This is a genomic window from Streptomyces sp. NPDC048420 (assembly GCF_040651535.1).
Lineage (GTDB): Bacteria > Actinomycetota > Actinomycetes > Streptomycetales > Streptomycetaceae > Streptomyces.
Genome location: NZ_JBEZKG010000003.1, coordinates 93,073 through 118,888, shown reverse-complemented (window position 1 = coordinate 118,888; position 25,816 = coordinate 93,073). Strand labels below are relative to the sequence as shown.

The 25,816-nt window shown below is 70.4% G+C and carries 16 protein-coding genes; 9 read left to right on the top strand and 7 right to left on the bottom strand.

Going from position 1 to position 25,816, the window contains the following annotated elements; genetic code table 11:
• The first annotated feature begins 2 nt into the window (after positions 1-2).
• From AB0D34_RS05605 to AB0D34_RS05590, 4 genes are all read left to right on the top strand, one after another.
• A complete protein-coding gene (locus tag AB0D34_RS05605; protein ID WP_362656900.1) occupies positions 3-1,787 on the top strand; it encodes a glycosyl hydrolase family 28 protein in 1,785 nt (594 codons plus the stop codon).
• 17 nt (positions 1,788-1,804) lie between these two features.
• Complete coding sequence (locus AB0D34_RS05600) at positions 1,805-5,143, top strand: alginate lyase family protein (protein ID WP_362656897.1); 3,339 nt, start codon at positions 1,805-1,807, stop codon at positions 5,141-5,143.
• Between the two features lie 28 nt (positions 5,144-5,171).
• Positions 5,172-6,437, top strand: a complete 1,266-nt coding sequence (locus AB0D34_RS05595; RefSeq protein ID WP_362656894.1) for an alginate lyase family protein — start codon at positions 5,172-5,174, stop codon at positions 6,435-6,437.
• Positions 6,438-6,528: 91 nt separating this feature from the next.
• Positions 6,529-8,109 carry a carboxylesterase family protein gene (locus tag AB0D34_RS05590; RefSeq protein ID WP_362656891.1) on the top strand — a complete coding sequence of 527 codons (1,581 nt, stop codon included), beginning with the start codon at positions 6,529-6,531 and terminating at the stop codon, positions 8,107-8,109.
• A 24-nt stretch (positions 8,110-8,133) separates the two neighbouring features.
• Here the strand turns inward: AB0D34_RS05590 and AB0D34_RS05585 are convergent, their stop codons facing one another.
• From AB0D34_RS05585 to AB0D34_RS05575, 3 genes are all read right to left on the bottom strand, one after another.
• Positions 8,134-9,189, bottom strand: coding sequence for a LacI family DNA-binding transcriptional regulator (locus tag AB0D34_RS05585; RefSeq protein ID WP_362656888.1), 1,056 nt, complete (start codon positions 9,187-9,189; stop codon positions 8,134-8,136).
• A 265-nt stretch (positions 9,190-9,454) separates the two neighbouring features.
• Positions 9,455-10,396 carry a homocysteine S-methyltransferase gene (gene mmuM, locus AB0D34_RS05580; protein WP_362656886.1) on the bottom strand — a complete coding sequence of 314 codons (942 nt, stop codon included), beginning with the start codon at positions 10,394-10,396 and terminating at the stop codon, positions 9,455-9,457.
• A 97-nt stretch (positions 10,397-10,493) separates the two neighbouring features.
• Positions 10,494-12,563, bottom strand: coding sequence for an autotransporter (locus tag AB0D34_RS05575; protein WP_362656883.1), 2,070 nt, complete (start codon positions 12,561-12,563; stop codon positions 10,494-10,496).
• A gap of 223 nt (positions 12,564-12,786) precedes the next feature.
• Between AB0D34_RS05575 and AB0D34_RS05570 the strand changes: the two genes are divergently transcribed.
• A complete protein-coding gene (locus tag AB0D34_RS05570; RefSeq protein ID WP_362656880.1) occupies positions 12,787-13,875 on the top strand; it encodes a glycoside hydrolase family 43 protein in 1,089 nt (362 codons plus the stop codon).
• Complete coding sequence (locus AB0D34_RS05565) at positions 13,872-15,281, top strand: RICIN domain-containing protein (protein WP_362656877.1); 1,410 nt, start codon at positions 13,872-13,874, stop codon at positions 15,279-15,281. The genes AB0D34_RS05570 and AB0D34_RS05565 overlap by 4 nt, the downstream gene beginning before the upstream one ends.
• A gap of 2 nt (positions 15,282-15,283) precedes the next feature.
• Here AB0D34_RS05565 and AB0D34_RS05560 read toward each other — a convergent pair whose 3' ends face one another.
• Entirely contained in the window at positions 15,284-16,966 is a 1,683-nt protein-coding gene (locus AB0D34_RS05560) for a rhamnogalacturonan lyase B N-terminal domain-containing protein (protein ID WP_362656875.1), read from the bottom strand.
• Between the two features lie 193 nt (positions 16,967-17,159).
• Here AB0D34_RS05560 and AB0D34_RS05555 point away from each other — a divergent pair, with 193 nt between their 5' ends.
• On the top strand, positions 17,160-18,200 hold the full coding sequence (locus AB0D34_RS05555) for a rhamnogalacturonan acetylesterase (RefSeq protein ID WP_362656872.1): 1,041 nt from the start codon (positions 17,160-17,162) through the stop codon (positions 18,198-18,200).
• A 70-nt stretch (positions 18,201-18,270) separates the two neighbouring features.
• Positions 18,271-19,965: a DUF2264 domain-containing protein gene (locus AB0D34_RS05550; protein WP_362656869.1), complete on the top strand. Its 1,695-nt coding sequence runs from the start codon at positions 18,271-18,273 to the stop codon at positions 19,963-19,965.
• Between the two features lie 9 nt (positions 19,966-19,974).
• Here AB0D34_RS05550 and AB0D34_RS05545 read toward each other — a convergent pair whose 3' ends face one another.
• Positions 19,975-20,274: a hypothetical protein gene (locus tag AB0D34_RS05545; protein WP_362656866.1), complete on the bottom strand. Its 300-nt coding sequence runs from the start codon at positions 20,272-20,274 to the stop codon at positions 19,975-19,977.
• Between the two features lie 58 nt (positions 20,275-20,332).
• Positions 20,333-20,938, bottom strand: coding sequence for a hypothetical protein (locus AB0D34_RS05540; RefSeq protein ID WP_362656863.1), 606 nt, complete (start codon positions 20,936-20,938; stop codon positions 20,333-20,335).
• A 229-nt stretch (positions 20,939-21,167) separates the two neighbouring features.
• Here AB0D34_RS05540 and AB0D34_RS05535 point away from each other — a divergent pair, with 229 nt between their 5' ends.
• Entirely contained in the window at positions 21,168-24,194 is a 3,027-nt protein-coding gene (locus AB0D34_RS05535) for a S53 family peptidase (protein WP_362656860.1), read from the top strand.
• A 94-nt stretch (positions 24,195-24,288) separates the two neighbouring features.
• Here AB0D34_RS05535 and AB0D34_RS05530 read toward each other — a convergent pair whose 3' ends face one another.
• Complete coding sequence (locus AB0D34_RS05530; RefSeq protein ID WP_362656857.1) at positions 24,289-25,767, bottom strand: hypothetical protein; 1,479 nt, start codon at positions 25,765-25,767, stop codon at positions 24,289-24,291.
• Between the last annotated feature and the right edge of the window lie 49 nt (positions 25,768-25,816).

Sequence of the window (25,816 nt, the reverse complement as noted above, 5' to 3'; positions counted from 1 at the left end):
CCATGAACGACACCCAGAGCACCGGCCTGTCCCGGCGCACCATCCTCCAGGCCGCGGGCGCCACCGTCGCCGCGTACTCACTGATCGGTGCGACAGCCGGTACCGCGAGGGCCGCCGACACATCCGGGGCGCCCGACAAGCTGGTGGTGTACCCCATCCCGAGCGGGGTCCCGACCAACTCGAGCTACTCCGTCAAGGCCCGTGTCGCGGGCGGCGAATGGCAGACGGTGCCGGTCTACCGCGCCAGAGCGAAGCAGATCGACGCGAACACGGGCAGCGGCCCGGTCTTCAACTCCTCCGTCGCCATGTTCGACTTCGCCGGCACGGTGGAGGTCGCCGTCACCTCGGCCAAGGGCACCATCGGCTCCGCGCGGATCCGCCCCCTGTCGTACGGCACCCAGTTCACGGTGGACGGCGCCACGGTGACCTTCACCCTCACCGAGCCGCGCAACCTCTCCATCGAGGTCGACGGCGACATCTTCAACAACCTCCAGCTGCACGCCAACCCGATCGAGTCGAACGTCCCCGACTCCGACGACCCGGACGTGCTCTACTACGGTCCCGGCCTGCACACCACCACCAGCGGCGTGGTGAACGTGCCCAGCGGCAAGACGCTCTACCTGGCCGGCGGCGCGGTGCTGACGTCACGGGTGGCGTTCCAGAACGTGGAGAACGCCCGGGTGCGCGGCCGGGGCGTGGTGTACAACTCCGCGAACGGCGTCCTCGTCGAGTACTCGAAGAACATCGAGATCGACGGCATCACGGTACTCAACCCGAGCAGCGGCTACGCGATCACCGTCGGCCAGTCCAAGCAGGTCACCATCCGTGACTTCCACTCCTACAGCCACGGCCAGTGGGGCGACGGCATCGACGTCTTCTCCAGCGAGGACGTACTGATCGACCGCGTCTGGATGCGCAACGCCGACGACTGCATCGCGATCTACGCCCACCGCTGGGACTACTACGGCGACTGCCGCAACATCACCGTCCGCAACTCCACCCTCTGGGCGGACGTCGCGCACCCGATCAACGTCGGCACGCACGGCAACACCGACAAGCCCGAGACCATCGAGAACCTCGTCTTCAGCAACATCGACATCCTGGACCACCGGGAACCGCAGATGGACTACCAGGGCTGCATCGCGCTCAACCCCGGCGACAGCAACCTGGTGAGCAACGTCCGCGCGCAGGACATCCGGGTGGAGGACTTCCGCTGGGGTCAGCTGATCAACATGCGGGTGATGTTCAACAAGTCGTACAACACCTCCGTCGGCCGGGGCATCGACGGCGTGTTCATCAGGAACCTGTCCTACAACGGCACACACGCCAACCCGGCCGTCATGGTCGGTTACGACGCGGACCACGCCATCCAGAACGTCACCTTCCAGAACCTGGTCATCAACGGCAAGTTCATCGGCAACGGGATGAAGAAGCCCGGCTGGTACAAGTTCACGGACATGATGCCGGCGTACGCCAACGAGCACGTGCTGAACATGCGGTTCCTGAACTCCACCGAGGCCACGTCCACCGACGCACCGAAGATCACCAGCGCGGACCAGGCCACGGCCACCAAGAACCAGGTCTTCAACTACCTGATCACGGCCGGCGCGCTGCCCACCTCGTTCGCCGCCGAGGGGCTGCCGAAGGGGCTGGACATCGACACCGCCACCGGTCTGATCTCCGGCACCGCCGAGGACAACGTCGGCACCTTCACCGTCACGGTCTCGGCCACCAACAGCGTGGGGACCGCGACGCAGGACGTCACCCTCACCCTCCAGCACGCGTGACGCGGCACGACTGAACCATGGAGTCACCCGTGCTTCCTCTCAGCCGCCGGACCTTCCTCGGCGCGGCAGGGATCGTGGCCGCGGCCGGAGGCGGACTGCTGTCCGTGTTCGCCGCGCCCGCCCTCGCCCAGGACGACACCACCGGCACCCGGGCCTTCACCCACCCCGGTCTGCTGCACAGCGCCGACGACCTCGCCCGGATGAAGGCCGCGGTCGCCGCCCAGGAATCCCCGGTCTACGACGGATTCCTGGCCCTGGCCGCCCACGCGCGCTCATCGGTGTCGTACAAGGTGCAGAACACCGGCCAGATCTCCACCTGGGGCCGCGGCCCCACCAACTTCCAGAACCAGGCCGTCGCCGACTCGGCCGCCGCCTACCAGCTCGCCCTGATGTGGCGCATCACCGGCAACCGTGCGTACGCCGACAAGGCCCGCGACATCCTCAACGTCTGGTCGGCCTCGCTCACCGGCATCACCGGCGCCGACGGTCCGCTGGGCGCCGGACTGCAGGCCTTCAAGTTCGTCAACGCGGCCGAGCTGCTGCGGTACAGCGACTACGACGGCTGGACGGACGCGGACATCGCGCGCTGCGAGGAGTCCTTCCTGCGCGTGTGGTACCCGGCCATCTCCGGCTACATGCTCTACGCCAACGGCAACTGGGACCTGACCTCCGTCCAGTCGATCCTCGCCATCGGGGTCTTCTGCGAGGAGCGCACGCTCTTCGAGGACGCGCTGCGGTTCGCCGCGGCCGGCGCCGGCAACGGCAGCGTCGCCAACCGCATCGTCACCGACGCCGGCCAGGGCCAGGAGAGCGGACGCGACCAGGGGCACGAACAGCTCGCGGTCGGCCTGCTCGCCGACGCCGCACAGATCGCCTGGAACCAGGGCGTCGACCTGTGGGCCTTCGACGACAACCGCATCCTCGCCAACTTCGAGTACGCCGCCCGCTACAACCTCGGCGGGGACGTGCCCTTCGTCCCCGACCTGGACCGCACCGGCAAGTACATCAAGACCACCGTCTCCGACAAGCAGCGCGGCGCCCTCCCGCCGATCTACGAGATGGCGTACGCGCACTACGCGGGCGTCCGGGGCCTGGACACCCCGTACACGAAGAACGCCGTCTTCCGCGGCACCGGAGGCACCCGGGTGGTCGAGGGCAGCAACGACGACCTGCCGAGCTGGGGCACCCTCACCTTCGCCGGGACCAAGGCACCCGACCCGAGCGCGCCGACCGCTCCCGCCGGGGTCACCGCGCTCGGCGACGACAGTGCGGTCACCGTGGCCTGGCTGCCGTCGACCTGGGCGACCGGCTACACGGTCCGGCGGGCCACCAGGCCCGAGGGACCCTACGAGCAGGTGGCCACCGACATCGAGGCGGCCCACTGGACCGACCACGACGTCAACCCCGGCAAGGCCTACTACTACACCGTCACCGCCACCAACTCCCTCGGCTCCAGCGACGAATCGGCGGTGACCGCGGCGACCGCCGGGCTGCCCGAACCCTGGTCGACCCAGGACGTGGGGAAGGTGAGGATCCCCGGCGCCGCCGCCTTCGACGGCGAGCGTTTCGTCCTGGAGGCGAGCGGCACCGCGGACACCTACCGGCTGGTGCACCTGCCGCTGACCGGCGACGCCACCATCACCGCACGGATCGTGTGGCCGCTCAGCTCCCAGTACTCCAAGATCGGCGTCACGGTCCGCGACTCCCTCGACGCGGACGCCGCCTCCGCCTCGATGCTGATTCAGGGACTGCCGCTGCACACCTGGAGCGGCGTGTGGACCGTACGCCCCTCGAACGGGGCGGCCGTCTCCGCCACCGGCAGCACACCCGTACCGCCGTCCCAGCAGCAGGCGATCACCACCGCCGCGGCGTTCCCGATCTCCAGCCTCGGCACGCTGCCCGAGTCGGCGACACCGCTGACGGCGCCCCACGTCGAGGGCGCGGGCGACGGCTACCGGCTGCGCGCACCGTACTGGGTGCGGGTGAGCCGCAAGGGCCGGCGCTGCACCGGAGCCATCTCCCCGGACGGCATCCGGTGGACCACGGTCGGCTCCACCGACGTCGACCTGGCGGGAACGGTCCACGTCGGTCTGGTGCTCACCTCCTGCCTCGGTGTGGACGAGGAGTACGCCGAGACCGGCACCGGCGCCTTCGACAACGTCAGTGTGCGGTCCTCGTACGGCGAGGTCTGGTCCCCGCCCCGTCCCCTGCGCATCGCCACCGACCTGCGGGCAACCGCCGGCGCCGACGCCGTCGAACTCGCCTGGACCGACCCGGACCTCTCGGGCGTCTACACGGTGCTGCGCGCCGACACCGCCGACGGGCCGTACCAGACCCTCGCCACGGGCGTCGGCCCGGTCGGCTTCGGCACCCGCATCCGGTACGCGGACGCCACCGGCCAACCGGGACGGACCTACCACTACGCCGTCGCCAAGACCAACTGCGCGGGCCGCGGAGCGCGTTCTGAGCCGTCGAGCGCGCAGATGCCGACCCCGTCCGTGCCCCGGCTCACCTCCGCCACCACGGTGTACGCGAACCAGGGCGACCCCTTCCGGCTGCTGCTGGAGGCGACCCACGAACCCGTGACGTTCACCGCCGACGGTCTGCCCGACGGACTGAGACTCGACCAGCGCACCGGACTCCTCCAGGGCACCCCCGACGAGAAGGGGGAGTTCACCGTCACCACCACGGCCGGCAACGCGGCCGGCACGGCGAGCGGATCGCTGAACCTCACCGTCGGCACACCACCGCCCGACCCGTGGACCTACGGCGACCTCGGCGACGTGGTCCTCGACGAACGCGCGTACGGCACCTTCGGGGTGGTGTCGATCCTCACCCCCGGCATCACCTCGTACGACGACGGAACCTTCACCGTGCGCGGGGCCGGCACCGATCTCAACGCCAACGGCCAGGGCATGACGGGCCAGTTCGTCCGTCGGGCCGTCACCGGCGACTGCGAGATCACCGCCCGCCTCGTCTCCCGCAGCGGCGCCACCGCCGACCGGGTCGGACTGCTCATGGCGAAGTCCCTGTCACCGTTCGACCAGGCGGCCGGAGTGATCGTCACCGGCGGCACCACCGCACAGCTCATGCTGCGCAAGACCGTCGCCGGAGCCTCCGTCTTCTCCGGCAACGGCACCGTCCAGCTCCCCGCACTGCTGCGGCTGAAGCGCTCCGGGACCGCCTTCACCGCTTCCGTGTCGTCCGACGGCGGCGCCACCTGGACCGACCTCGCCTCCGGCGAGATCCCCGGCCTCGGCGACGCCCCCTTCCACGTCGGCCTGGTGGCCTGCTCCCGCAGCCCGCTGGCCCTCGTCACCTCCGAGTTCGACGAGGTGAGCATCAACCCCATCTGATTCCCCCCACGGAACGGAGATGCACACAATGAGCCGCACTTCCCCCCACCAGCACCTCCAGCACACCGAGTTGAGCCGCCGCGGTCTTCTGAGGACCGCGGGCGGTCTCGGCGCCGCCCTCGCCCTGGGCGGCGGTGGCGCGCTCGCAGCGAGCACGGCCGGCACGGCGAGCGCCGCACCCGCCACCTGGACCCACCCAGGCATGCTGCACAACGCCGGCGACATCAACCGGGCCAAGGTCAGGGTCGCCGCAGGCGACGACCCCTGGCTCTCCGGCTGGAACAAGCTGGTCGCCAACTCCCACTCGCAGTCCACCTGGACCAACCGGGCCACGGCGACCATCATCCGCGGCGGCACCGGCGAGAACTACTCCCTGCTCTTCAACGACATCGCGGCCGCCTACCAGAACGCGCTGCGCTGGCAGGTCGGCGGCACCGAGGCCAACGCCGTCTGTGCCGTGAACATCCTCAACGCCTGGTCGAGGACGCTCACTTCGGTCACCGGCAACGCGGACCGGTTCCTCGCGGCCGGCCTCTACGGCTGGCAGTTCGCCAACGCGTGCGAACTCATGCGCGGCTACAGCGGATTCGACCTCGCCGCCGCCCAGGAGATGCTCGTCAAGGTCTTCTACCCGCTCAACAACAGCTTCCTGACCAACCACAACGACGCCTGTATCACCAACTACTGGGCCAACTGGGACCTGTGCAACATGGCCTCCATCCTGGCCATCGGGATCCTCAACCAGGACAGCGCCAAGTACGACCAGGCCGTCACCTACTTCAAGTCCGGCGCGGGCAACGGCTCCCTGGCCCACGCCGTGCCGTACCTGTACACCGACTCCGCCGGATACGCGCTGGGCCAGTGGCAGGAGTCCGGCCGCGACCAGGGCCACACCGTGATGGGCATGGGCCAGATGGGCGCCCTCTGCGAGATGGCCTGGAACCAGGGCGACGACCTCTACTCGTACGACAGCCGCCGCTTCATGAAGGCCGCCCAGTACGTCGCGAAGTACAACATCGGTCAGGACGTCCCCTTCACCACCTACAACTGGGGCACCGGGCAGAACTGCACCGCCTCGTCCCAGACCGTCATCTCCTCCGCCTCCCGCGGCCAGGTCCGCCCGGTCTGGGCGATGCTCCACTTCCACTACAACCGGCGCCTGGGCCTCGACGACAAGTACATCTCGCAGATGTACTACGACCTCGTCGCCCCCGAGGGCGGAGGCGGTGACTACGGCACCACCAGCGGCGGCTTCGACCAGCTGGGCTTCGGCACCCTGATGTACGCCAAGTAGCCGCCGAACCGCGCTCTGCACCGGAATACCGCGCCGAAATGTGGTGCTGTGTTGTTCACGGTGCAGTAGCGCGGTGAGGAGGCTGGTGCGTATGACAGCGGTCCGGACAGACCCCGTGGTGAGCACACCGTACGGAGCCGTACGCGGCCGGTACGAACACGGGGTCGCGGTCTTCCGGGGCATCCCCTACGCGGCCCCGCCCTTCGGCCCCCGCCGGTTCCGGCCACCCGTGCCGCCCGAACCCTGGGACGGCGTGCGCGACACGGTCGAGTTCGGGCCGACGGCGCCGAAACCGCCGTACTCCGACGCCTTCGCGCAGTACCTGTCCGACCCGTTCGTGCCCGGCGACGACTGCCTCAACCTCAACGTGTGGACCCCGGAGCCCGGCCCGGGGGCCCGGCTCCCGGTCCTGGTGTGGCTGCACGGCGGAGCCCTGACCAGGGGATCTTCCGCGGTGCCCGTGTATGACGGGCACGCCTTCGCCCGGGACGGCGTCGTGTTCGTCTCGGTCAACTATCGCCTCGGCGTGGAGGGCTACGGCCTCTTCCCGGACGCCCCTGCCAACCCCGGCCTGCGCGACCAGTTCGCCGCACTGCAATGGGTGCACGAGGCGATCGGGGCCTTCGGCGGCGACCCGGGTCGCATCACCGTGGCGGGGCAGTCGGCCGGTGCGATCAGCGTCGGTGCCCTGCTGGCCGCCCCGCAGACCCAGGGCCTGTTCCGGCGCGCGGTGCTGCAGAGCGGGCCGCCGGAGGCGAGCGACCGCGACAAGGTACGGCGGATGGTGCGCCGGATGGCCACCCGGCTGAAGATCCCCGCCACCGCCGCGGCCTTCGCCGAGGTCGACCGCGAGCTGCTGCTGCGCACCCAGGCCGAGGTGGGCCGCCTGAGCAGCCCGGTCCTGGGCGGTCCCGCCTTCGGGATCGTGGTCGACGACGACCTCGTGCCGCGTGATCCGCTGGAGGCGCTGGTCGAGGGCTCGGCGGCCCCCGGGGTCGAGCTGATGCTGGGCTGGACCAGCGACGAGTACCGCCTGTGGCTCGTCCCCGGGGGTCTCCTGGAGCGCGTCGACCGGCTCGGCCCGGTCGCCCTCGCGGGTGCCATGGCCCGCTGCCACTGCGGCTCCGAGGTGGTCCGCGGCTACCGTGCCCTGCACCCCGACGCCGGTACCGCCGACATCGTCGGCCAGATGGTCACCGACCACCTGCTGCGCATCCCCCTGCACCGCCTCGCCGAGGCCCGCCCCGGGACGTCGTACGTCTACGAGTTCGCCTGGCCCTCCAACCGCCCGGACCTCGGCGCCTGCCATGCCCTGGAACTGGGCTTCGTCTTCGACACCGGCGCCGCACCCGAGTCGGCCAAGCTCGCCGGCGAGGGCGCCCCGACCGAGCTCGCCGACGCCATGCACGGGGCGTGGGTGCGCTTCGCCGCCGACGGCGACCCCGGCTGGCAGTCCTGGGACGCCACGCATCCGGTCCAGATCTTCGGCAAGGGCGACCCGTACGTCGAGTCCGGCCCTCGGGACGGCGATTTCGCGGTGTGGACGGCGGACCCGACCACGCCGGAGACGGCCCCCGTGACGGAACCGGCGGAGGGCTGGCCGGCGCGGACCGCGGAGCTCCGGTCGGTCGTACGGCGGCTGCGGCGCACCGGGCTCGCGCGGCGGCACTGAGCGCGGCCGCTGGTGGGGACGTGCTCAGGTGCCGGTCGCGGTGACCGAGTCCCGGACCACCACGTGGGTGCCCAGCAGGAGATGCTCGGCCGGGTCCTCCGACGTACGGCCGAGTGCGGTGCGTACGGCGAGGCGGCCCAGCTCCTCGTAGGGGACGTGGACGGTGGTGAGCGCCGGGTGGAGGTCGCGGGCGAAGGGGATGTCGTCGTAGCCGGCCAGGGAGACGTCACCGGGGACGTCGAGGCCGGACTCGTGGAGGGCGGTCAGGGCGCCCGCCGCGACCATGTCCGTCGCGGCGACCACGGCCGTGAACTCCAGGCCCTCCTTCAGGGCCCGGCGCATCAGCCGGTGACCGGAGTCGCGGGTGAAGTCGCCGTTCAGGACCAGCGCGGGGTCGGGGTCCAGGCCCCGGGCGCGGTGCGCGGCGAGATAGCCGCGCTCCCGGCCCTGCGCGGTGGTGTGGTCCGCCTTGCCGCCGAGGAACAGGACCCGCCGGTGGCCCTGGGACAGGACGTGGGCGACGAGCGCGTAGGCGCCGCCCTCGTTGTCGTACTCGATGACCGTGACGGGTGCCCCGGGGCCCAGCGGCGGTCTGCCGCACAGCACGAGCCGGGAGCCCGCCGACGCCAGCGAGTCGGCCATACGGCGCGTGCGCTCGCGGTACTCGACGGTGTCGGCGGCGCCGCCCACCAGGATCACGGCGGCCGCGCGCTGGGCCCGCATCATCTCCACGAACTCCAGTTCGTGCTCGACGTCGCCCTCCGTGCTGCACACCAGGCACAGATGTCCGAGCCGGGTCGCCTCACGCTCCACACCGTGTGCCATCAGCGCGAACGACGGGCCGGTGATGTCCTCGAGCACGAACGCGAGGGTGGGCGTACCGACGCCCGCGATCGCCTTCGCACGCGCGTCGGCGACGTAGTCCATCTCCCGCACGGCCCGCATCACACGCGTGCGGGTCGCCGCGCTCACCGGATACACCCCACCGAGCACCCGCGACACGGTCGACGCGGACACCCCGGCCCGCGCCGCCACATCCCGGATCGTGCTCCGGCTCGCGTCCTCGCTCTTCCTGGTCATCCCGCCTCACCCCTCTCCCCGTACCCACCCCTCGGGAACTGCGGCAACACCGATGGAAACCGGTTCCCGAGCGGAGGCTAGCAGGGAGACGGTGGCGAGACTAAGGGGCGGGAGCGAGAAACAGGGGGCGCGCAGCGCTCCCCTTAGGGGCGCGGGGAACTGCGCGAGCAACCACAACGAACGCAGCAGCCGCAAGACGCCGGAACCCCGAAGGCGAGTAGGCGCACCGCAACCGCAACCGCAACCGCAACCGCAACCGCAACCGCTAACGCAGCGCCCCCGCGATCCCGGAGACCGCCTCCGGCCCCACCCGACAGCACCCCCCGATCAACCGCGCTCCCGACTCCCTCCACCCCGTGACCTCCTCCGGGGTGAACGAGGACCGTCCCTCCCAGCGGCGCGCCTCCGCATCCCAGCTCTCCCCACTGTTGGGGTAGACGACGACCGGCTTGCCGGTGACCCGCGCGGCGGTCTCGACGGCGCTGTTCACGTCCTCGGGGACACAGCAGTTGACGCCGACCGCGACGATCTCGTCCGCCTCGGCGGCCAGGGCGAACGCCTCCTCCAGGGGCTGCCCCGCACGGGTGTGGTCACCCGCGACGGAGTAGGACAGCCAGGCCGGCACACCGAGCCCACGGACCGCCCGCACCAGGGCCTGAGCCTCGTCGGCGTCCGGGACGGTCTCCAGTGCCAGGACGTCGGGTCCGGCCGCCGCCAGGACTTCCAGCCGGGGCCGGTGGAAGGCCTCCAGCTCGGCCACGCTCAGCCCGTACCGGCCCCGGTACTCCGAACCGTCCGCGAGCATCGCGCCGTACGGCCCCACCGAGGCCGCCACGTACAGCGGCCGCCGGACCCCCTTCGCCGCCGCCTGGCGTGTCGCCTCACGGGCCAACTCGACGCTCATGGCGAGGAGTTCAGCGGCCCGCTCCCGCCCGATCCCGCGCTTCGCGAACCCCTCGAACGTGGCCTGGTAGCTGGACGTGATCGCCACGTCCGCGCCCGCCTCGTAGTACGCGAGATGCGCCTCGGTGATCGCCTCGGGCCGCTCCGCGAGCAACCGCGCCGACCACAGCTCGTCGCTCAGGTCGTGCCCGGCGGACTCCAGCTGGTTGGACATGCCGCCGTCGAGCACGACAGGACCGGCCGCGAGGGCCTCGGCGAAGGGTACGGGTCGGGCGGCAGGGGCTTCCGGGATGTCGCTGGTCATACCTCGACGCTAGTCGACGGTCCACGCGACGGCCGTATCCGTCCACTGTCCGAACATCGTGCCCACCATGTGGCGGTCGCCGACTTCACAGCACGCCTCATCCCTGGCCGCGCACCGCGTGCCGTCCACCGCGCCTCTTACCGGCGCCGACCCTGCGCACGGTCGCTGGCACCACCAGCCCACCCAGCAGCCCGAGTGCCAGCAGATACGGCCACCACCCCAGCCCCTCGGCCACCGTCCCCGCCGTACGCGGCGCCGCCTCCGCTGTCTGCGGCGACGACGTGTCCGCACGCACACCCGGCGACGCGCTCGCCGTGACCGCGGTCAGTACGACGTCGTTGCCGTCCCCGCCCCGATAGCTGATCCGGTACGTCGTGTCGGCCGGCTTGAGGCGCGTGCCCTCCTTGAGGCCCTTGAAGGCGCCCCTGGTCTTCGCCGTGCCCTTGTGGTTCAGCACCGTGATCCGGCGGGCGGGGTGGCGGGTGCCGACGGCCGAGAGGTCGAGGTCACCGGCCAGCCGTACCGGTCCCGTCACCTTCAACGGGCTGTCACCCAGGATCAGTTCGCCCTCGGCGTTCTGTGTGTAACCGCCGGAGACGCTGAGCCCGCCCGCGACCACACCCTCGTTGGTGACCGCCCCCTTCACCGTCCCCTTGCCGGACAGCGAGGAGCCCACCCGCAGGCCCGCCGTCCCCACGTCCAGCTGTGCCGTCGTGGAAGTGAGCCGAATTCCCCTGCTGTGAGCGAGAGTTGCCCCACCGCGCAGAGCCAGCGTGCCCTTCTGCACCGTCGTGATCCCCGTGTACGTGATCGCCCCGCCGGTCAGCGTCGTCGTCGCCGCGCCCGCCTGTGTGAGGGAGCCGGTGCCGCCGATCCGGGGCAGGGTCAGGGGCTTGCTCGCGTTGTCGAGCACGAGCGAGCCGTTGTTCACGACCTTGTAGAGGCTGCCCCCGGTGTAAAGGCCGCCGTCGCCCCCTGGCTTGCCGCTGCCCAGGCGCAGCACCGCGCCCTTCTCGACGGTCGTGGAGCCGTCGTAGTACTGGACGGCCGCGAAGGTGACGTCGTTGCCCTTCGTCCCCTTGACGACGATGTCACCCGCGCCGGGCGCGGAGAGGGTGTCGTGGAAGCGGCCGCCGCCGATCGGGGCGCCCAGCGTCACGGGACCGTTGTAGTCGAAGGCCAGGGTCGAACGGGAGCGCGCCGCCAGCAGGTTGATGTACACCGTCTCCGCCGTCCCCGGCATGAAGATCCGGCTGGTCGTCCCGTCGCCCCACTGGACGTTCGCGCCCTTGATGTTGGTGCCGCGCTTGTTGACGTTCTTCGTCGCGGGCGTCCAGTTCAGAGCGGGGTCGCTGAGCGAGGGGTTCGTGTCACCGCCCTGGTTCGACCAGCTGTACTGACCCGTGAGGATCACCTTGCCGCCCGGCCGGGACTGGACGTTGATGTCGCTGCCGTACTCGCGCTGGTAGAAGTCCATCCGCTGGGTGACGGTCCGGCCCAGCGGGGTGTCCACGGTCCAGGTGCCCTGGTTCAGCACCTTGCGGACGTTCGGCAGCGAGGTGGCGTACTCGGGCCGCCCGGCGTTGGCCTGGGTGCCGTTGTCGATGACCCCGGCGAACGATCCGGACGTCAGGTCCCAGGTGCCCCACAGGAAGCGCGGCTGGGTGATCAGGCCGGCGCCGCTGACGGTGCCCAGGTTGTACGCGCTCTTCAGGGACAGCCGCAGGGTCCCGTCGACCCTGATGTTGTCCTGGTTCAGCCGGAACGCGGGTGTGTCGTACGGGAAGTGGCCGATCAGCCCCGTCGTGCCGCCGTCGCCGTACTGCAGGGTCGCGCCGCGCTCGACCGTGATCGCGGGCGGGTCGGGGTTCGTCGTGGTGACGTAGGGGTGGTTGCCGCCGAGCGTCCGCACGGTCTGCCGCCGCCGGGACTCCGGCAGTGTGAAGTCGCTGTCCTTCGTGAGGATCAGCGTCCCGCGGCCGCGCACGGTGAGCGTGCCCTCGCCGCGGAACACCCCGTCGTACGTCGTCGTCCCCGCGGGCACGGTGACGACGGTGTCGCCGGTCAGCGTCACGTCCCGGTCCGCGAGGACGTCGGCGGTGACGTCCCGGGAGCCGGCGGCCAGCGCCGGGGGAGCCGAGACCAGGAGGGCGGCGAGGGCGCCCATGGCCGCTGCTGTCTTGTGGGTTTGGCTGCGCACATGTGGGGAGACGCGCGGCGGCCGGGCCGATAACAGAAAGTCCGGATGCAGAAAGCGCCTTCTTTTGGTCGCGTCCGACCCGTTGACCTCCTGGTTCCCCAGCCGTACCTTTCGGCTGTTCGCAATAACAACAGATGTTCTCAATACCGAACATCACTCTCTGGACACCCCCACCCGAGAGGCAGCCCGCATGAGCCGCGCTCCCGATGTCCCCGACCGACGACTGCTGCTGAAAGGTGCCCTGGCCGCGGGCGCCCTCGCAGCGACCTCCACCGTCGCCTCGGCCTCCCCGAACCCGAATCCGGACCCGAAGAAGACTGCTCCCTTCGTGAACCCGCTCGTCCGCAACCGCGCCGACCCGTACATCCACCGTCACACCGACGGCTACTACTACTTCACGGCCACCGCCCCCGAGTACGACCGCATCATCCTGCGCCGCTCCCGCACGCTGGGCGGCCTCACGACCGCCGACGAGTCCGTCATCTGGACCAAGCACCCGACCGGTGTCATGGGCGCCCACATCTGGGCTCCGGAGATCCACCGCATCGGCGGCAAGTGGTACATCTACTTCGCCTCCGCGCCCGCCGAGAGCGTGTGGGACATCCGTATCTGGGTCCTGGAGAACGCCAACCCCAACCCGTTCAAGGGGACTTGGGTGGAGAGGGGGCAGATCAAGACCGCATGGGAGACCTTCTCCCTGGACGCCACCACCTTCACCCACCGCGGCACCCGCTACCTCGCCTGGGCCCAGCACGAGCCCGGCCTCGACAACAACACCGGCATCTTCCTGTCCAGGATGGCGAACCCGTGGACCCTGACGGGTCCCCAGATCAGGCTCTCCACCCCGGAGTACGACTGGGAGTGCATCGGCTACAAGGTGAACGAGGGCCCCTCGGTCATCGCCCGCAACGGCCGCCTGTTCATGTCCTACTCGGCGAGCGCCACCGACTGGCACTACTGCATGGGCCTGCTCACGTCCGACGCGGACGCCGACCTCATGAACCCGGCGAGCTGGTCCAAGTCACCGACGCCGGTCTTCACCAGCAACGACACCACCAAGCAGTACGGGCCCGGCCACAACTGCTTCACCGTCGCCGAGGACGGCCGCAGTGACGTCCTCGTCTACCACGCACGCCAGTACAAGGAGATCGTCGGCGACCCGCTGAACGACCCCAACCGCCACACCCGCGTCCAGAAGCTCGGCTGGCACGCGGACGGCACCCCGAACTTCGGCATACCGGTGGCGGACACCGCCACGGACACGGAGGTCGCGTCATGAGACGTGCTTACGCGGTACTGCTCGCCCTCTGCCTGGCCCTGGCCGGCGCCCTGGTGACCGCCGGACCGGCCCAGGCCGCCGCGCTGACGATTCCCAACGGCGTTCAGTTCAAGGACACTTCGGGGAACCCTCTGCACGCCCACGGCGGCGGGGTCATCAAGGTCGGCTCCTACTACTACTGGTTCGGCGAGGACCGCAACGCCGACAACACCTTCAGGTACGTGGACGCCTACCGCTCCACGGACCTGAAGAACTGGGAGTTCAGGAACCACGTCCTGACCCAGTCCTCCGCCGCCGAGCTGGGCACCGCCTACATCGAGCGGCCGAAGGTCATCTACAACGCGTCCACCGGCAAGTTCGTGATGTGGATGCACAAGGAGAACGGCACCGACTACAGCGAGGCCCGCGCGGCCGTCGCCGTGTCGTCCACGGTCGACGGGAACTACACCTACCAGGGCAGCTTCCGCCCGCTCGGCGACAACATGTCCCGTGACATCACGACGTTCGTCGACACCGACGGCACCGGCTACATGGTCTCGGCGGCCAACGAGAACTACGACCTGCACATCTACAAGCTCACCGCCGACTACACCGGCATCGCGAGTCTCGTCGCCAACCCGTGGGTGGGCGGCCACCGCGAGGCCCCGGCGCTGTTCAAGCGGGGCGGCGTGTACTTCATGCTGACGTCGGGCGCGACCGGCTGGAGCGCCAACCAGCAGCAGTACGCGACGGCGACCTCTCTCGCGGGCCCCTGGACGTCCATGGCCAACGTCGGTGACTCCACGACGTACAACTCGCAGACCGCGTACGTCCTTCCCGTGCAGGGGAGTTCGGGCACCTCGTACCTCTACCTGGGCGACCGCTGGGGCAACTCCTTCGGCGGCACCGTCAACGACTCCCGGTACGTGTGGCTGCCGTTGACCTTTCCGAGCTCCACCACGATGTCCATGTCCTGGTACCCCGAGATCACCATCGACGCGGCCGCCGGGACGATCGGCGGCACGAGCGCCACGTACAACACGCTGGTCGCGCGCAACAGCGGCAAGTGCGCCGACGTGGCCAACCAGTCGCTGTGGCAGGGCGTCGCGATCAGCCAGTACACCTGCAACAGCGGCGCCAACCAGAAGTGGTGGTTCAAGGACCTCGGCACCGGCTACTACCAGCTGGTCGGCCGCGGCAGCTCCCTGTGCCTCCAGGAGAACTCCACCAACGTCACCCAGGAGAACTGCGGCACCGCGACCACCCAGCAGTGGTCGGTGGTCACCTCGGGCTCGTACGTCAACATCAAGGCCCGGGCCACCGGCGAGTGCCTGGACGTGAACGGCGCGTCCACCGCCAACTCCGCCGCGCTCATCACGTACACGTGCAACGGAGCGACCAACCAGCAGTGGACGCGCGGTTCATGACGTCAGGTCAGTAGATCGATGGCGTCGATCGACGTGCCCGCGCTGAGATAGGCCGTCGACCCCGAACCGCTCACCACGTTGATCTTCAGCGTGTTGTACTGGCCGGTGTCAGTGAGCCAGGCACTGGCCGGAACGCTGTAGGTGAACGTGTAGTTGTTGCCCCGGTAGGACCCGTTGGTCAGCGACCGGGTGCTCGGCTGCGTGGGCGGGGAGGGGATCGCCGACGTCCAGGTGTCGTTGACGACGACCTGCGGCCGCCCGTTGGCGTAGGCCGTCGTCACGCCGATGCGCAGGGTGTGCGCGGCGGCGGCCTGGGCCGCGGTCAGCTTGAAGTAGACCAGCAGACCGCTGTTGACGTCCTTCCAGAGGTAGCAGGGGAAGGCCGAGGTCTCGCTGCCGCTGCCGATCACCACGTTGCCGGTCCAGGAGGCGGCACGGACGTCGGAGGGATGGGCGTACGTCATCAGGTCGGCGTTCTTGAAGCCGCTCGGCGTGCCCGTCCAGTCGTTGATCCGCCAGATCGCGCTCGCGTTGCTCGGGTCGTTGGACGAGGGGATCGCGATCGAGTTCAGGGTGGTCGTACCGCCGGCGGTGACCGTCACCGAGGTGGTGTAGACGGCGAGTTCGCTCTTGAAGACGGTCAGCGTGTACGTCCCCGGGAGGACACCCCCGATCGAGAAGTAGCCGTCCGAGGAGCGGGCCGAACCCCAGTACTGCGCCGCCGAGTTGGCGAGCCCGACGGTGTACGGGTACGCCGTGTTCCGCCCGGTGATGCCGACGCCCGCGACCTTGCCGCGGCCGCCCGAGGCGACGTAACCGGAGATGCCGAGCGAGTCCGCCCAGGAGGTGGTGAGGGTGCCCGGGTAGAGCGAGGAGGAGGGCGCGCCGCCGTCCGTGAGGGCGATGACGTACGGGCCCTGGAGGCCGAAGCGCTCGTTCTCGGTCTGGTTCTGGGCGTAGTGCAGGATCTCGTACAGGCCGCCGCCGTCCGCGCTCTGGTGGCGCAGCAGCGAGCGGTAGAACGGGCCGCCCGACGCCTTCTCGTGGTTGGAGCGGACGATCCACAGGCCGACGCCGTTCGCGCTCCAGCCGACGTAGTTGTAGTCCATGACCCGCAGCTTCGAGTAGTGCTTCGAGCGGGTCTGGCCGTCGGACTTGGCGAACACGTCCGAGGCCTCGATGGTGGTCGGCGCGTAAGTGTAGGAATCGGGCTCGTCGTTGAGGAACAGGCCCGCCTTCACGCGCAGGATGAAGCGGGTGGAGGCGACCGAGGTGTCGGCCCGGTTGGTCCACAGATAGACGTTGTTCTCACCGCTGCGGGCCGCGTAGTAGTGCCGGAGCGTGCCGTGGGCGACCGAGATCAGGATCGTCGTCCCCGACTGCTTGATCGTCACGGTCGAGGCGCCGAGGCCGGACTCGATGTGCGAGTTCTTGCCGCCGTAGCCCTGGTACTCGGTGCCCTTGTAGACCAGCGAGGTCAGGTCGCCGTTGGACTTGCTGACCTTGAAGACCAGGCTTGCGCCGGTGTCGACGACGTAGTTCGAGCCGTCGTCGGTGTAGCCGAAGCTCGCGGCGGACGCGCTCTCGGCGAACGGCCCGGCGAGCGCGGCGGTGCCCGCGGCGGCCGCGGTACCGAGAACGAAGGTACGGCGTCCGACCGGTCTGTTCACGGCGGATTCGGACATGGGGGTGCCTCCTTCGAGAGGTGTGGGGGTGGTGCGGGTGAGTGTGAGGGTGACAGTTGAATCGATTTCGCGAAAGGGCTTTCACTCGCTGGAAGTTGGCGATCTCGTGAAATCGGTCCAGGGTCTAGAAAGCGCTTGCCGATAGGGGTACGGTCCAGCCGCCAGGCCTTGTCGACTGTCGGAGGAGCCTCGAATGAGACGTTTCAACCTCGCCCTGCTGGCGGCGGTCACGCTGGCCACGGGCCTCGCCGCCACGCCGGCGCAGGCACATGCCGGGCGTGCCCTCGGAATCGAGAACTGCACGGTGGCCGCCTGCCACTTCGACGTCCCGCCCGGGACGTACGACGTGAAGGTCCTCCTCGGCGCGGACACCGCGTCGAGCACGGCCGTCAGCGGCGAGACCCGGCGCTCCCTGCTGCCGGAGACCGCCGTCGCGGCCGGTGAGCGGGTCGCCCGCAGCTTCACCGTGAACGTGCGCACCCCGGAGGGCGAGCCCACCGGCCCCGACGGCACCCCGGGTCTGGACCTCGCGCTCGGCGGCAGCGCCCCCGCGCTCGCCGACATCAGGGTCACCCCGGCCCGGCACGCCCGCCAGATCTTCCTCGTCGGCGACTCCACGGTCTGCGACCAGCCCGGCGACCCCTACTCCGGCTGGGGCCAGCAGCTGCCCCAGTACCTGCGCAAGGGCGTCTCCGTGGCCAACTACGCCGATTCCGGCGAGAGTACGGTGACGTACCTGTCGGAGCCGCGCCTGTGGGCCACCGTCCAGCCGCTGATCCGCCCCGGCGACCTCGTCCTGATCCAGCTCGCCCACAACGACAAGACGACCGACGAGGCGACGTACCGGGCGAACCTGGAGACACTGGTCGCGGGTGTGAGGGAGAAAGGCGGGAACCCTGTCCTAGTGACGCCCATCGTGCGACGCTGGTTCAACTCCGACGGCACGCTGAACAACAACACCGCGCTGCTGGTCAACGGTCTCGGAGTGGACCACCCCGCGGTCATCCGCTCGGTGGCGGCCGCTGAGGACGTCCCGCTGATCGACCTGACGGCGAAGACGAAGTCGCTGGTGGAGTCCTTGGGTGTGGAGGGCTCCAAGGCGATCTACCTCTACAACGAGAAAAGGGACAACACCCACACGTCCGTGCACGGCGCCACCGTGTACGCGGGCCTGGTCCGTGACGAACTCGTCGCACGGCATCTGGTGCCGAAGGGCCTCGTGAGGGTGGGATAGACGTCTGGGGCGTCCCGACCGGAACCGGGGCGCCCCAGACTTTGTACGGCACGACCCCGAAAGAGAGCCGATGCACCTGCCCCCGGACGACCGCACCCTCAGTCCGCGAACCGGCTACACCCGCGCCCACTGGGAGGCCGCCGCCGACTCCCTGCTCGCCGCGGTGGAGCCGTACGCCACCGAGGACCGTGCCCTCTACCACTTCCCCGGCGACCGCCGGAGCTGGTCGGGGCGGCTCTCCGACGGCCTGGAGGGCTACGCCCGTACGCTCCTGCTGGCGGCCTTCCGCCGGGACGAGACCGCGCTCCAGCGGTACGCCGACGGCCTCGCCGCCGGAGTCTCCGGCGTCTGGCCCCGCATCGAGGACCGCAGCCAGCCCCTCGTGGAGGCCGCGTCGATCGCCCTCGCGCTGCGTCTGACCCGGGAGCAGCTCTGGGACCGTCTCGACGACGGCGTGCGGCAGCGGGCGGCGGCCTGGCTCGGCGACGCGCTCACCGCCGAAGCCTGGCCCTGCAACTGGGAGTTGTTCCCGGTCACGGTCGGCGGATTCCTCGGCGAGATCGGGTACGAGACCGAGGCGTCCGGCAAGGCGATCGACCGCGGCCTGGAACGGATCGAGCAGTGGTACGTCGGCGAGGGCTGGTACACCGACGGCGACGGCCGCAAGTTCGACTACTACAACGGCTGGGCCATGCACCTCTACCCGGTACTGCACGCCTGGCTGGCGCAGGACGAACGACTGCTGGAGATGTACGGCGCTCGTCTGTCACGCCATCTCGACGACTACGCCCGCCTGTTCGGCGCCGACGGCGCCCCCATGCACCAGGGCCGCTCCCTGACGTACCGCTTCGCGACGACCGTCCCGCTGTGGCTGGGCGCGCTGACGGGCCACACCCCGCTGCCGCCCGGCGAGACCCGACGGCTGGCCTCCGGAGCCCTGAAGTACTTCCTGGACCGGGACGCGGTGGACTCCCACGGCCTCCTCACCCTCGGCTGGCACGGCCCCAACCCCTCTGTGCTGCAGGGCTATTCGGGCCCGGCCTCCCCGTACTGGGCGAGCAAGGGCTTCCTCGGCCTGCTCCTCCCGGCGGACCACGAAGTGTGGACTGCGGTCGAGGAGCCCGGTCCGGCGGAGCGATCCGACGCGGTCACCTCGATCGCCGCCCCCAACTGGCTGCTGCAGTCCACCCGTTCCGACGGCCTGGTCCGCCTCCACAACCACGGCAGCGAGGACGTCCGTTACGACCCGTACTACACGCGCCTCGCGTATTCGACGGTGACGGAGCCCTCGACGTCGTACGACAACAGCCTGATCGTGGGCGGCGATCCCAGCCGTACGGAGATCGAGCCGTTGGGCGTGGGGGAGGGGTGGGCGGCCTCACGGCACACGGCGGCCGGAGATGCGCGGGTCTCCAGTGTCGTGCTCGCCCGGGGGGCCGTGGAGGTGCGTGCCTTCCTCGTCTCCGGGGCCGAGCCCGGGACGCCGGTGCGCGTGACCGGATGGGCCGCCGGGGACGGCGTCCGGGCCGAACTCCTGCCCGTCGTCGGCCTCGACGACGAACTCGCCGGCGTCACCGGGGAAGGGGCGGCTCTTTTCGTCGCCGTGGCCCGGCTGACGGGAGAGTCGGATCCGGTGCCGCTGGAGGAGGCGGTGGCCGTGCAGGCCTATGGCGCAAGGGAGTTGGGGGTCCGCTGGGGCGACGACGAACCCGAGGTTCGGGTGCGGTTCGGTGACGCCGGAGTGGAGATCTCGCCGCACTTGTGACGCGCCGTCTCACGGGACCAGCGGCCACGGGCCGCTGGTGGCCCGGGATGCGAGGTCACGGTGGGCCTGGGGCTGGGCGGCGCCCCTGAGTGCGTTGCCGACGTCGGCGACCACCGCCTCGTCGGGACCCCGCCCTGCGGCATCGGCCGTGACACGGACACTGACCGCGACCTGGCAGGCCGCCCGTTCGCCGACCGCTCCGCAGTCCTGGCGGCCCACACCGACCGACGCCTTGGTACTGGGCGGCTGGTGGGGCTCGGGTGCGGGGACCATCGCGGGTGTGGGGGCGGGCTCCTTGCGCGAGGACACGCCCTCGCAGGCTCGAGCTTGCCGAAGCCGTCCGGCCGGACGGGGCGCAGGCTTCGGGTCAGCGTCGGTAGAGCTGCCACATGGCGAGTTCGTCGTCGTGCGCGCGCAGGCGTTCGACGGCTTCCACGGGGGAGCGGCGTTCGGTGAGCTCGTAGAAGAAGAACAACGGGGCGAACACGCTCGCATAGCCGAACGGGGCACCCCGAGGAGCGATGTAGATACTGGCGCCGGCGTCGAGGAAGGCCTCGGCGAGCGCAGGCTCGCCCGTGTCGCAGCCGGTGACGAGAGTGACGCTGCCCGGCAGCCGGAGGTGTTCGCGTACCAGGTCCGGCCCGACGGCACCGTTGAACGGCTGGAATCCGGCCAGCTCCTCGGCGAGGTCCTCCATCAGGATGCGTCCCTCGTCGCCGTGGCAGGACACGATCACATAGGACGCGATCGATCTGGTGCCGTCCAGCGCCGCCACCAGGTGGCGAGGCTGGCCGACCCGCAGATGGTTCACATGGACGCCGAAGACCTCCAGCCCGTCACGCAACGCATGCGCGAATCCGCCCCCGATGTCGATCAGGTCGATCTCGGTCCAGGCCAGGCGACCGGCCTGGACCTCGCGCACCCGCGACGGCCGCTGAGTCGCCAGCCACTCCTCTTCCTCTGCCTGTGTCACTCGGCCAAGATGCCACGGCCAGGCTGCGGCGACGTAAAGATCCGTTCATGGTTCCCGGGCGACCAGAGACAGTAACTGTCTTGCCCTGATAGGAAATGCGCATACTCCGGTTAAGAGGGATAACTCCTGCGCGCCTTGTGACGCGGATGCACCCGTCGGCCCGAGTGACACTTCGACCACCCTCACGGCCACAGGTCTGATGGTGTGTCAGTTCCTAGGAGAGTTCTGCATGGCCAAGAAGGTCCCCGACGCGCCCGGACGCCCCGGGCACGCGGCAGCCAGGAGCGGCAGACGGGCCAGGGCGATCGCCGCGGCCTCCACCGCAGCCGTAGCCCTCATCGCCGTCAGCGCGACCGCCTCCGGCGCGGTCGCCCAGGGCGGAACGGCCGGGCCGGGCGCACCCGAGCGAATAGGGGCGGCCCCGCGTGTCCCGGCGGGTGCGACGGTGACCGGCGCGACCGCGTCGGGAACCACGCTGCACCTCAGCGTGAACCTGGCCCCGCGCGACCCGCAGTCGCTGGCGGACTTCGTCACCGCGGTGTCCACACCGGGGAACGCCCAGTACCACCACTACCTCGCCAAGGGGCAGTTCGCCTCGGTCTTCGGTCCTACGCAGGCCACCGTCGCGGGTGTGACACGGGCGTTGAAGGCGGCCGGTCTGGCACCCGGCAAGGTCAGCCCGGACGGCCTGTCCATCCCGGTCACCGCCACCGCAGCGCAGGCGTCCCACGCCTTCGGCACCGGCTTCCACAACGTCCGGCTGAAGGACGGCACCACCGACTACCTCAACACCTCGGCCCCCTCGCTGCCCGCGAACGTGGCGTCCTCGGTGACCGGGATCGTCGGCCTGAGCAGCATCAACACCATCACCAGCCACCACTCCGCGGTGCGTCGCACGAGCAGGCACACCTCCGCCCGTACCGCCACCCCCTCGGCCGTCTCCGGACGCGCTTCGAGCGCGGCGACCGCCGCCGCGTACACCCCGGCACTCTGCGCCGACTTCACCGGCTCGGGCCTTACCGACGGCAACGACTACTACAGCCCCGGCAAGCTGGCCGGCGCCTACGGGATGACCAGCTCCGCCACCGCGGGCGCGGGCCAGACCGTGGCCGTGTTCGAGCTGGAGAACGTCGACGCGGGCAGCATCGCCGCGTACCAGTCCTGCGTCGGCACGAACAGCTCGGTGTCCCACGTGTACGTCGACACGACGGAGGGTGCCGGTGCCCCGGCGACCGACGGGTCCGTCGGTGTGGAGTCGGCGCTCGACATCGAGGACCTGATCGGTCTGGTGCCCGGCGCGAGCATCATCGACTACCAGGGCCCGGACGCCGGGTCCGCGACCGACCAGAACGTGCTCGACGTCTACCAGCGGATGGTCACCGACGACCAGGCGCAGGTCATCTCCACCAGTTGGGGTGAGTGCGAGGCGCTCGAGAGCAGCGCGACCGCGAGTGCCGAGAACACCGTCTTCGCGGAGGCCGCCGCCCAGGGGCAGAGCGTCGTCGCCGCCTCGGGCGACGACGGCTCCAGCGACTGCTACCAGGCGACCGGCTCCACGGCCAAGGCCGTCGACGACCCCGCGAGCCAGCCCTACGTCACCGGCGTGGGCGGCACCACCATGACCACCTCGGGCAGCACCAGCACCCAGACGGCCTGGGGCAACGCCGACGGCGGCACCGGCGGCGGTGTCTCCTCGCGCTGGGCGCCCGTCGCCTACCAGGGCGGTGTCGCCACCACGACCAAGCGGGCCGTCCCGGACGTCGCTGCCCTGGCGGACCCGGCCCACGGCTATCCGGTCTACCTCCAGGACGACAGCCAGTCCTCCACCCCGATTCCCGCCATCGTCGGCGGCACCAGTGCGGCGGCTCCGACCTGGGCCGCCGCGATCGTCCAGGCGAACGCCGGTACGGCCTGCCAGGCAAACGGCCGGGTCGGCTTCCTCAACAACGCCCTCTACCGGGCCGCGCGGAGCAGCTACCCGACGGACTTCTGGGACGTCACCAGCGGCAACAACTCCGTCCACGCCACCGGCTACACGGCGACGGCCGGCTACGACGAGGTGACCGGCCTGGGCTCGCCCAGGGAGGCCGGCCTGACCTCCGCCCTGTGCCCGGTGCGGGGCACCGCGGCCACCGGCGCCTCCACCTTCCACGCGCTCAGCAGCCCCAAGCGCCTGCTGGACACCCGCAACGGCACGGGCTGGGGCCTCAGTTCCATCCCGACCACCAAGCCTCTGGTCGCGGGCGGCACCGCCCCGGTCAAGATCGAGGGCGCCGGGGGGATCCCCAGCAGCGGCGTCACCGCCGTCGTGCTCAACCTCACCGTCACCGGAACCACCGGCGCGGGTTCGTTGATCGCCTGGGCCGACGGCACCAGCAAGCCGTCGACCAGCAACCTCAACTGGACCGGCGCGAGCCAGACCATCGCAGCGTCGGCGACCGTGAAGGTGGCCGCCGACGGCGTGGTGGACCTCTACACGAGCAGCACCACCCACCTCATCGCCGATGTCCAGGGCTACTACACCAGCGGCACCACCGGCTCGAAGTACACGGCGCTGACCCCGGCCCGCCTGCTGGACACCCGCTCCAAGGTCGGCATCTCCACCACCAGCAAGATCACCAACGCGGTGGTCAGCCTCAAGGTCCGCGGCCATGGAGGCGTGCCGACCGCTGCCACCTCCGTGGTGCTCAACCTGACAGCCACCCAGACCGTCGGCGGGGGATACCTGGAGGCCTACCCCGAGGGCGCCACCCGCCCGACCGCGTCCAACGTCAACTGGTCGGCCACCGGCACCACCATCCCCAACCTGGTGGTCGTGCCGATCGGCAGCGACGGCAACGTCAGCATCTACGTGCACGGCACCAGCCACGTGATCGCGGACGTCTCCGGCTACTTCTCCACCAGCGGCTCGACCTTCGACACGGTCACCCCGCTGCGCCTGCTGGACACCCGCCAGACGACGGCACTGGGCTCCGGCAAGACGCTGGCCGTGCAGATCTCGGGGCGCGACGGCATCCCCTCCACCGGCGTCAAGGCCGTCGTACTGACGGTCACCGTCACCGGCACCACCGGCAGCGGCTACCTCACCGCCTGGGCCGACGGCAGCAGCCGTCCGACGGCCTCCAACCTGAACTGGACGCAGGGCAAGACGATCGCCAACCAGGTGATCGTGCCCGTCGGTTCCGACGGCAAGGTCGACTTCTACACGAGCAGCACCACCAACGTGCTCGCGGACGTGGCCGGCTACATCAGCTGACGCCGACGGCGGACACGACCGCGATGCCCCGCCGACCATTCCGGTCGGTGGGGCATCGTTGCGCCCGGTGAGCCGGGGCCGCCCTGCGCGGCTTTCAGGGCTTGAGGCGGGCGATCCGCAGACTTGTCGTCGTCGGGGACGCGCCCGTCAGCGGCTTCGCGTACGTCGGTGTGACCGGGACGTACGCCCAGGTCAGCGTGCCGTCCTTCTGGACAGCAAGGTCACCCGTGATTCGCGTCGACACCACCTTGTCCGCGCTCTGGACCTTGCCGTTCCAGTCGACGAGACGGAAGTGCGTGCCGGTGAACGTGCCGGTGCAGGTGCCGCTCGCGCACTTGGCGTTCTTCAGGGACTCCCAGGACACGAGGAGACGGTCCTTGCCGTACGGCGCCACATGCACGTTGACGTTCTCGACGGTCTTGGCGCTGGTGAGGTAGATCGCCTTGCCGGGCCCGGAGTTGCGGTTCTTCAGAAAGGCCACCGCCACCTGGTGGGTGCTGGTCCTCGGCGTGACCGTCCAGCCGCGGCCGCTGGAGTCGTCCGGGTTCTTCTTCGCGGAGGCGGCCCCGCGGGAGGCGAAGGCGGTCACGTAACGGCCGCTGGAGGACTTCACCAGATCACCGGTGCGGGAGGCGAAGGTGCCCCCGCAGTACCCCGCCCAGCACTGCTCGCGCTGCACCACCGGAGCCACATCCGGGGCGCCGATGCCCGTCGACACGAACAGGCCGGAGCGCCAGTCGTCGAAGCACAGGGAGGTGAAGTCGCCGGTGGTCTCGGCGTGCAGCGCGATGCCCTCGTTGTGACTGCACCCCCAGCCCCAACCCCCGCCGAGCTTCGCTCCCTTGGCGCTGATGTACGACAACTTGTCGCCGAAGTGTCCGTCGGCGAAGCCGCCCGCGCCGTGCACGACGAAGTAGGCGCCGTACTTCTTGCCGTTCCAGGTGAGTTGGCCGTCGAGGGTGGGGGAGGTGTCGTGGGAGGCGGTGCCGGTGAGCTTCGTACGGAACGTCTGCTTGCCGTTCGTGTACCGGACGATCGCGGCCGCCGTCTCCTTCCACTTGTTGGTGTCGGCGACCCGGGTGAGCAGCGCGAAGCCGTCGTTGTGGGCGACCAGCCCGCCGACCTCCTTCGCGCCCTTGACGACGGTGTCCGCGCCCGAGCGCTTCCCGGCCGACGTCAGCGGGGTGACATGGACGCCGTCCGAGGCGGGCCAGGCGACACGCAGGGTGCCGTTCGGCGCTACCGCGGTCGTCGTCCGGGTCCACTCACGCGTGTTGTTGTAACCGGCGGACAGATAGGGGAACTTGGCGGCCAGGGTCACGGCCGTGGTGGTGGGTGCGAGCGTGGGGGCGGTGGCCGCACCGGCCGTGGCGTACCAGGCACCGACGAGCGCGGCCGTCGCGGCGAGACCGGCGATGACGGGCTTACGGGCGGCGCGGACCCGGCGGTGGCCGGCGCGAGGGGAGCCACCGGAGGCGTCAAGGAGGGTGCCACTTTGTCCGTCGCGGCGACGGTCGCGGCGGCTCTCGCGGGAGGCGTCGCCGTCGCGCGGCGTGCGTCTTGCGGAAGTCATGCCCCCAGGTCGCCGCGGGGCGCGCGAAGGTTGCCGCCGCCCTTGCGGT

Bases quoted from the DNA above. Each gene is read 5' to 3' on its own strand.
- AB0D34_RS05595 (WP_362656894.1), top strand. From the start codon at position 5,172: ATGAGCCGCACTTCCCCCCACCAGCACCTCCAGCACACCGAGTTGAGC.
- AB0D34_RS05550 (WP_362656869.1), top strand. From the start codon at position 18,271: ATGCACCTGCCCCCGGACGACCGCACCCTCAGTCCGCGAACCGGCTAC.
- AB0D34_RS05605 (WP_362656900.1), top strand. From the start codon at position 3: ATGAACGACACCCAGAGCACCGGCCTGTCCCGGCGCACCATCCTCCAG.
- AB0D34_RS05555 (WP_362656872.1), top strand. From the start codon at position 17,160: ATGAGACGTTTCAACCTCGCCCTGCTGGCGGCGGTCACGCTGGCCACG.
- AB0D34_RS05575 (WP_362656883.1), bottom strand. From the start codon at position 12,563: ATGGGCGCCCTCGCCGCCCTCCTGGTCTCGGCTCCCCCGGCGCTGGCC.
- AB0D34_RS05570 (WP_362656880.1), top strand. From the start codon at position 12,787: ATGAGCCGCGCTCCCGATGTCCCCGACCGACGACTGCTGCTGAAAGGT.
- AB0D34_RS05585 (WP_362656888.1), bottom strand. From the start codon at position 9,189: ATGACCAGGAAGAGCGAGGACGCGAGCCGGAGCACGATCCGGGATGTG.
- mmuM (WP_362656886.1), bottom strand. From the start codon at position 10,396: ATGACCAGCGACATCCCGGAAGCCCCTGCCGCCCGACCCGTACCCTTC.
- AB0D34_RS05560 (WP_362656875.1), bottom strand. From the start codon at position 16,966: ATGTCCGAATCCGCCGTGAACAGACCGGTCGGACGCCGTACCTTCGTT.
- AB0D34_RS05535 (WP_362656860.1), top strand. From the start codon at position 21,168: ATGGCCAAGAAGGTCCCCGACGCGCCCGGACGCCCCGGGCACGCGGCA.
- AB0D34_RS05530 (WP_362656857.1), bottom strand. From the start codon at position 25,767: ATGACTTCCGCAAGACGCACGCCGCGCGACGGCGACGCCTCCCGCGAG.
- AB0D34_RS05565 (WP_362656877.1), top strand. From the start codon at position 13,872: ATGAGACGTGCTTACGCGGTACTGCTCGCCCTCTGCCTGGCCCTGGCC.
- AB0D34_RS05600 (WP_362656897.1), top strand. From the start codon at position 1,805: ATGGAGTCACCCGTGCTTCCTCTCAGCCGCCGGACCTTCCTCGGCGCG.
- AB0D34_RS05590 (WP_362656891.1), top strand. From the start codon at position 6,529: ATGACAGCGGTCCGGACAGACCCCGTGGTGAGCACACCGTACGGAGCC.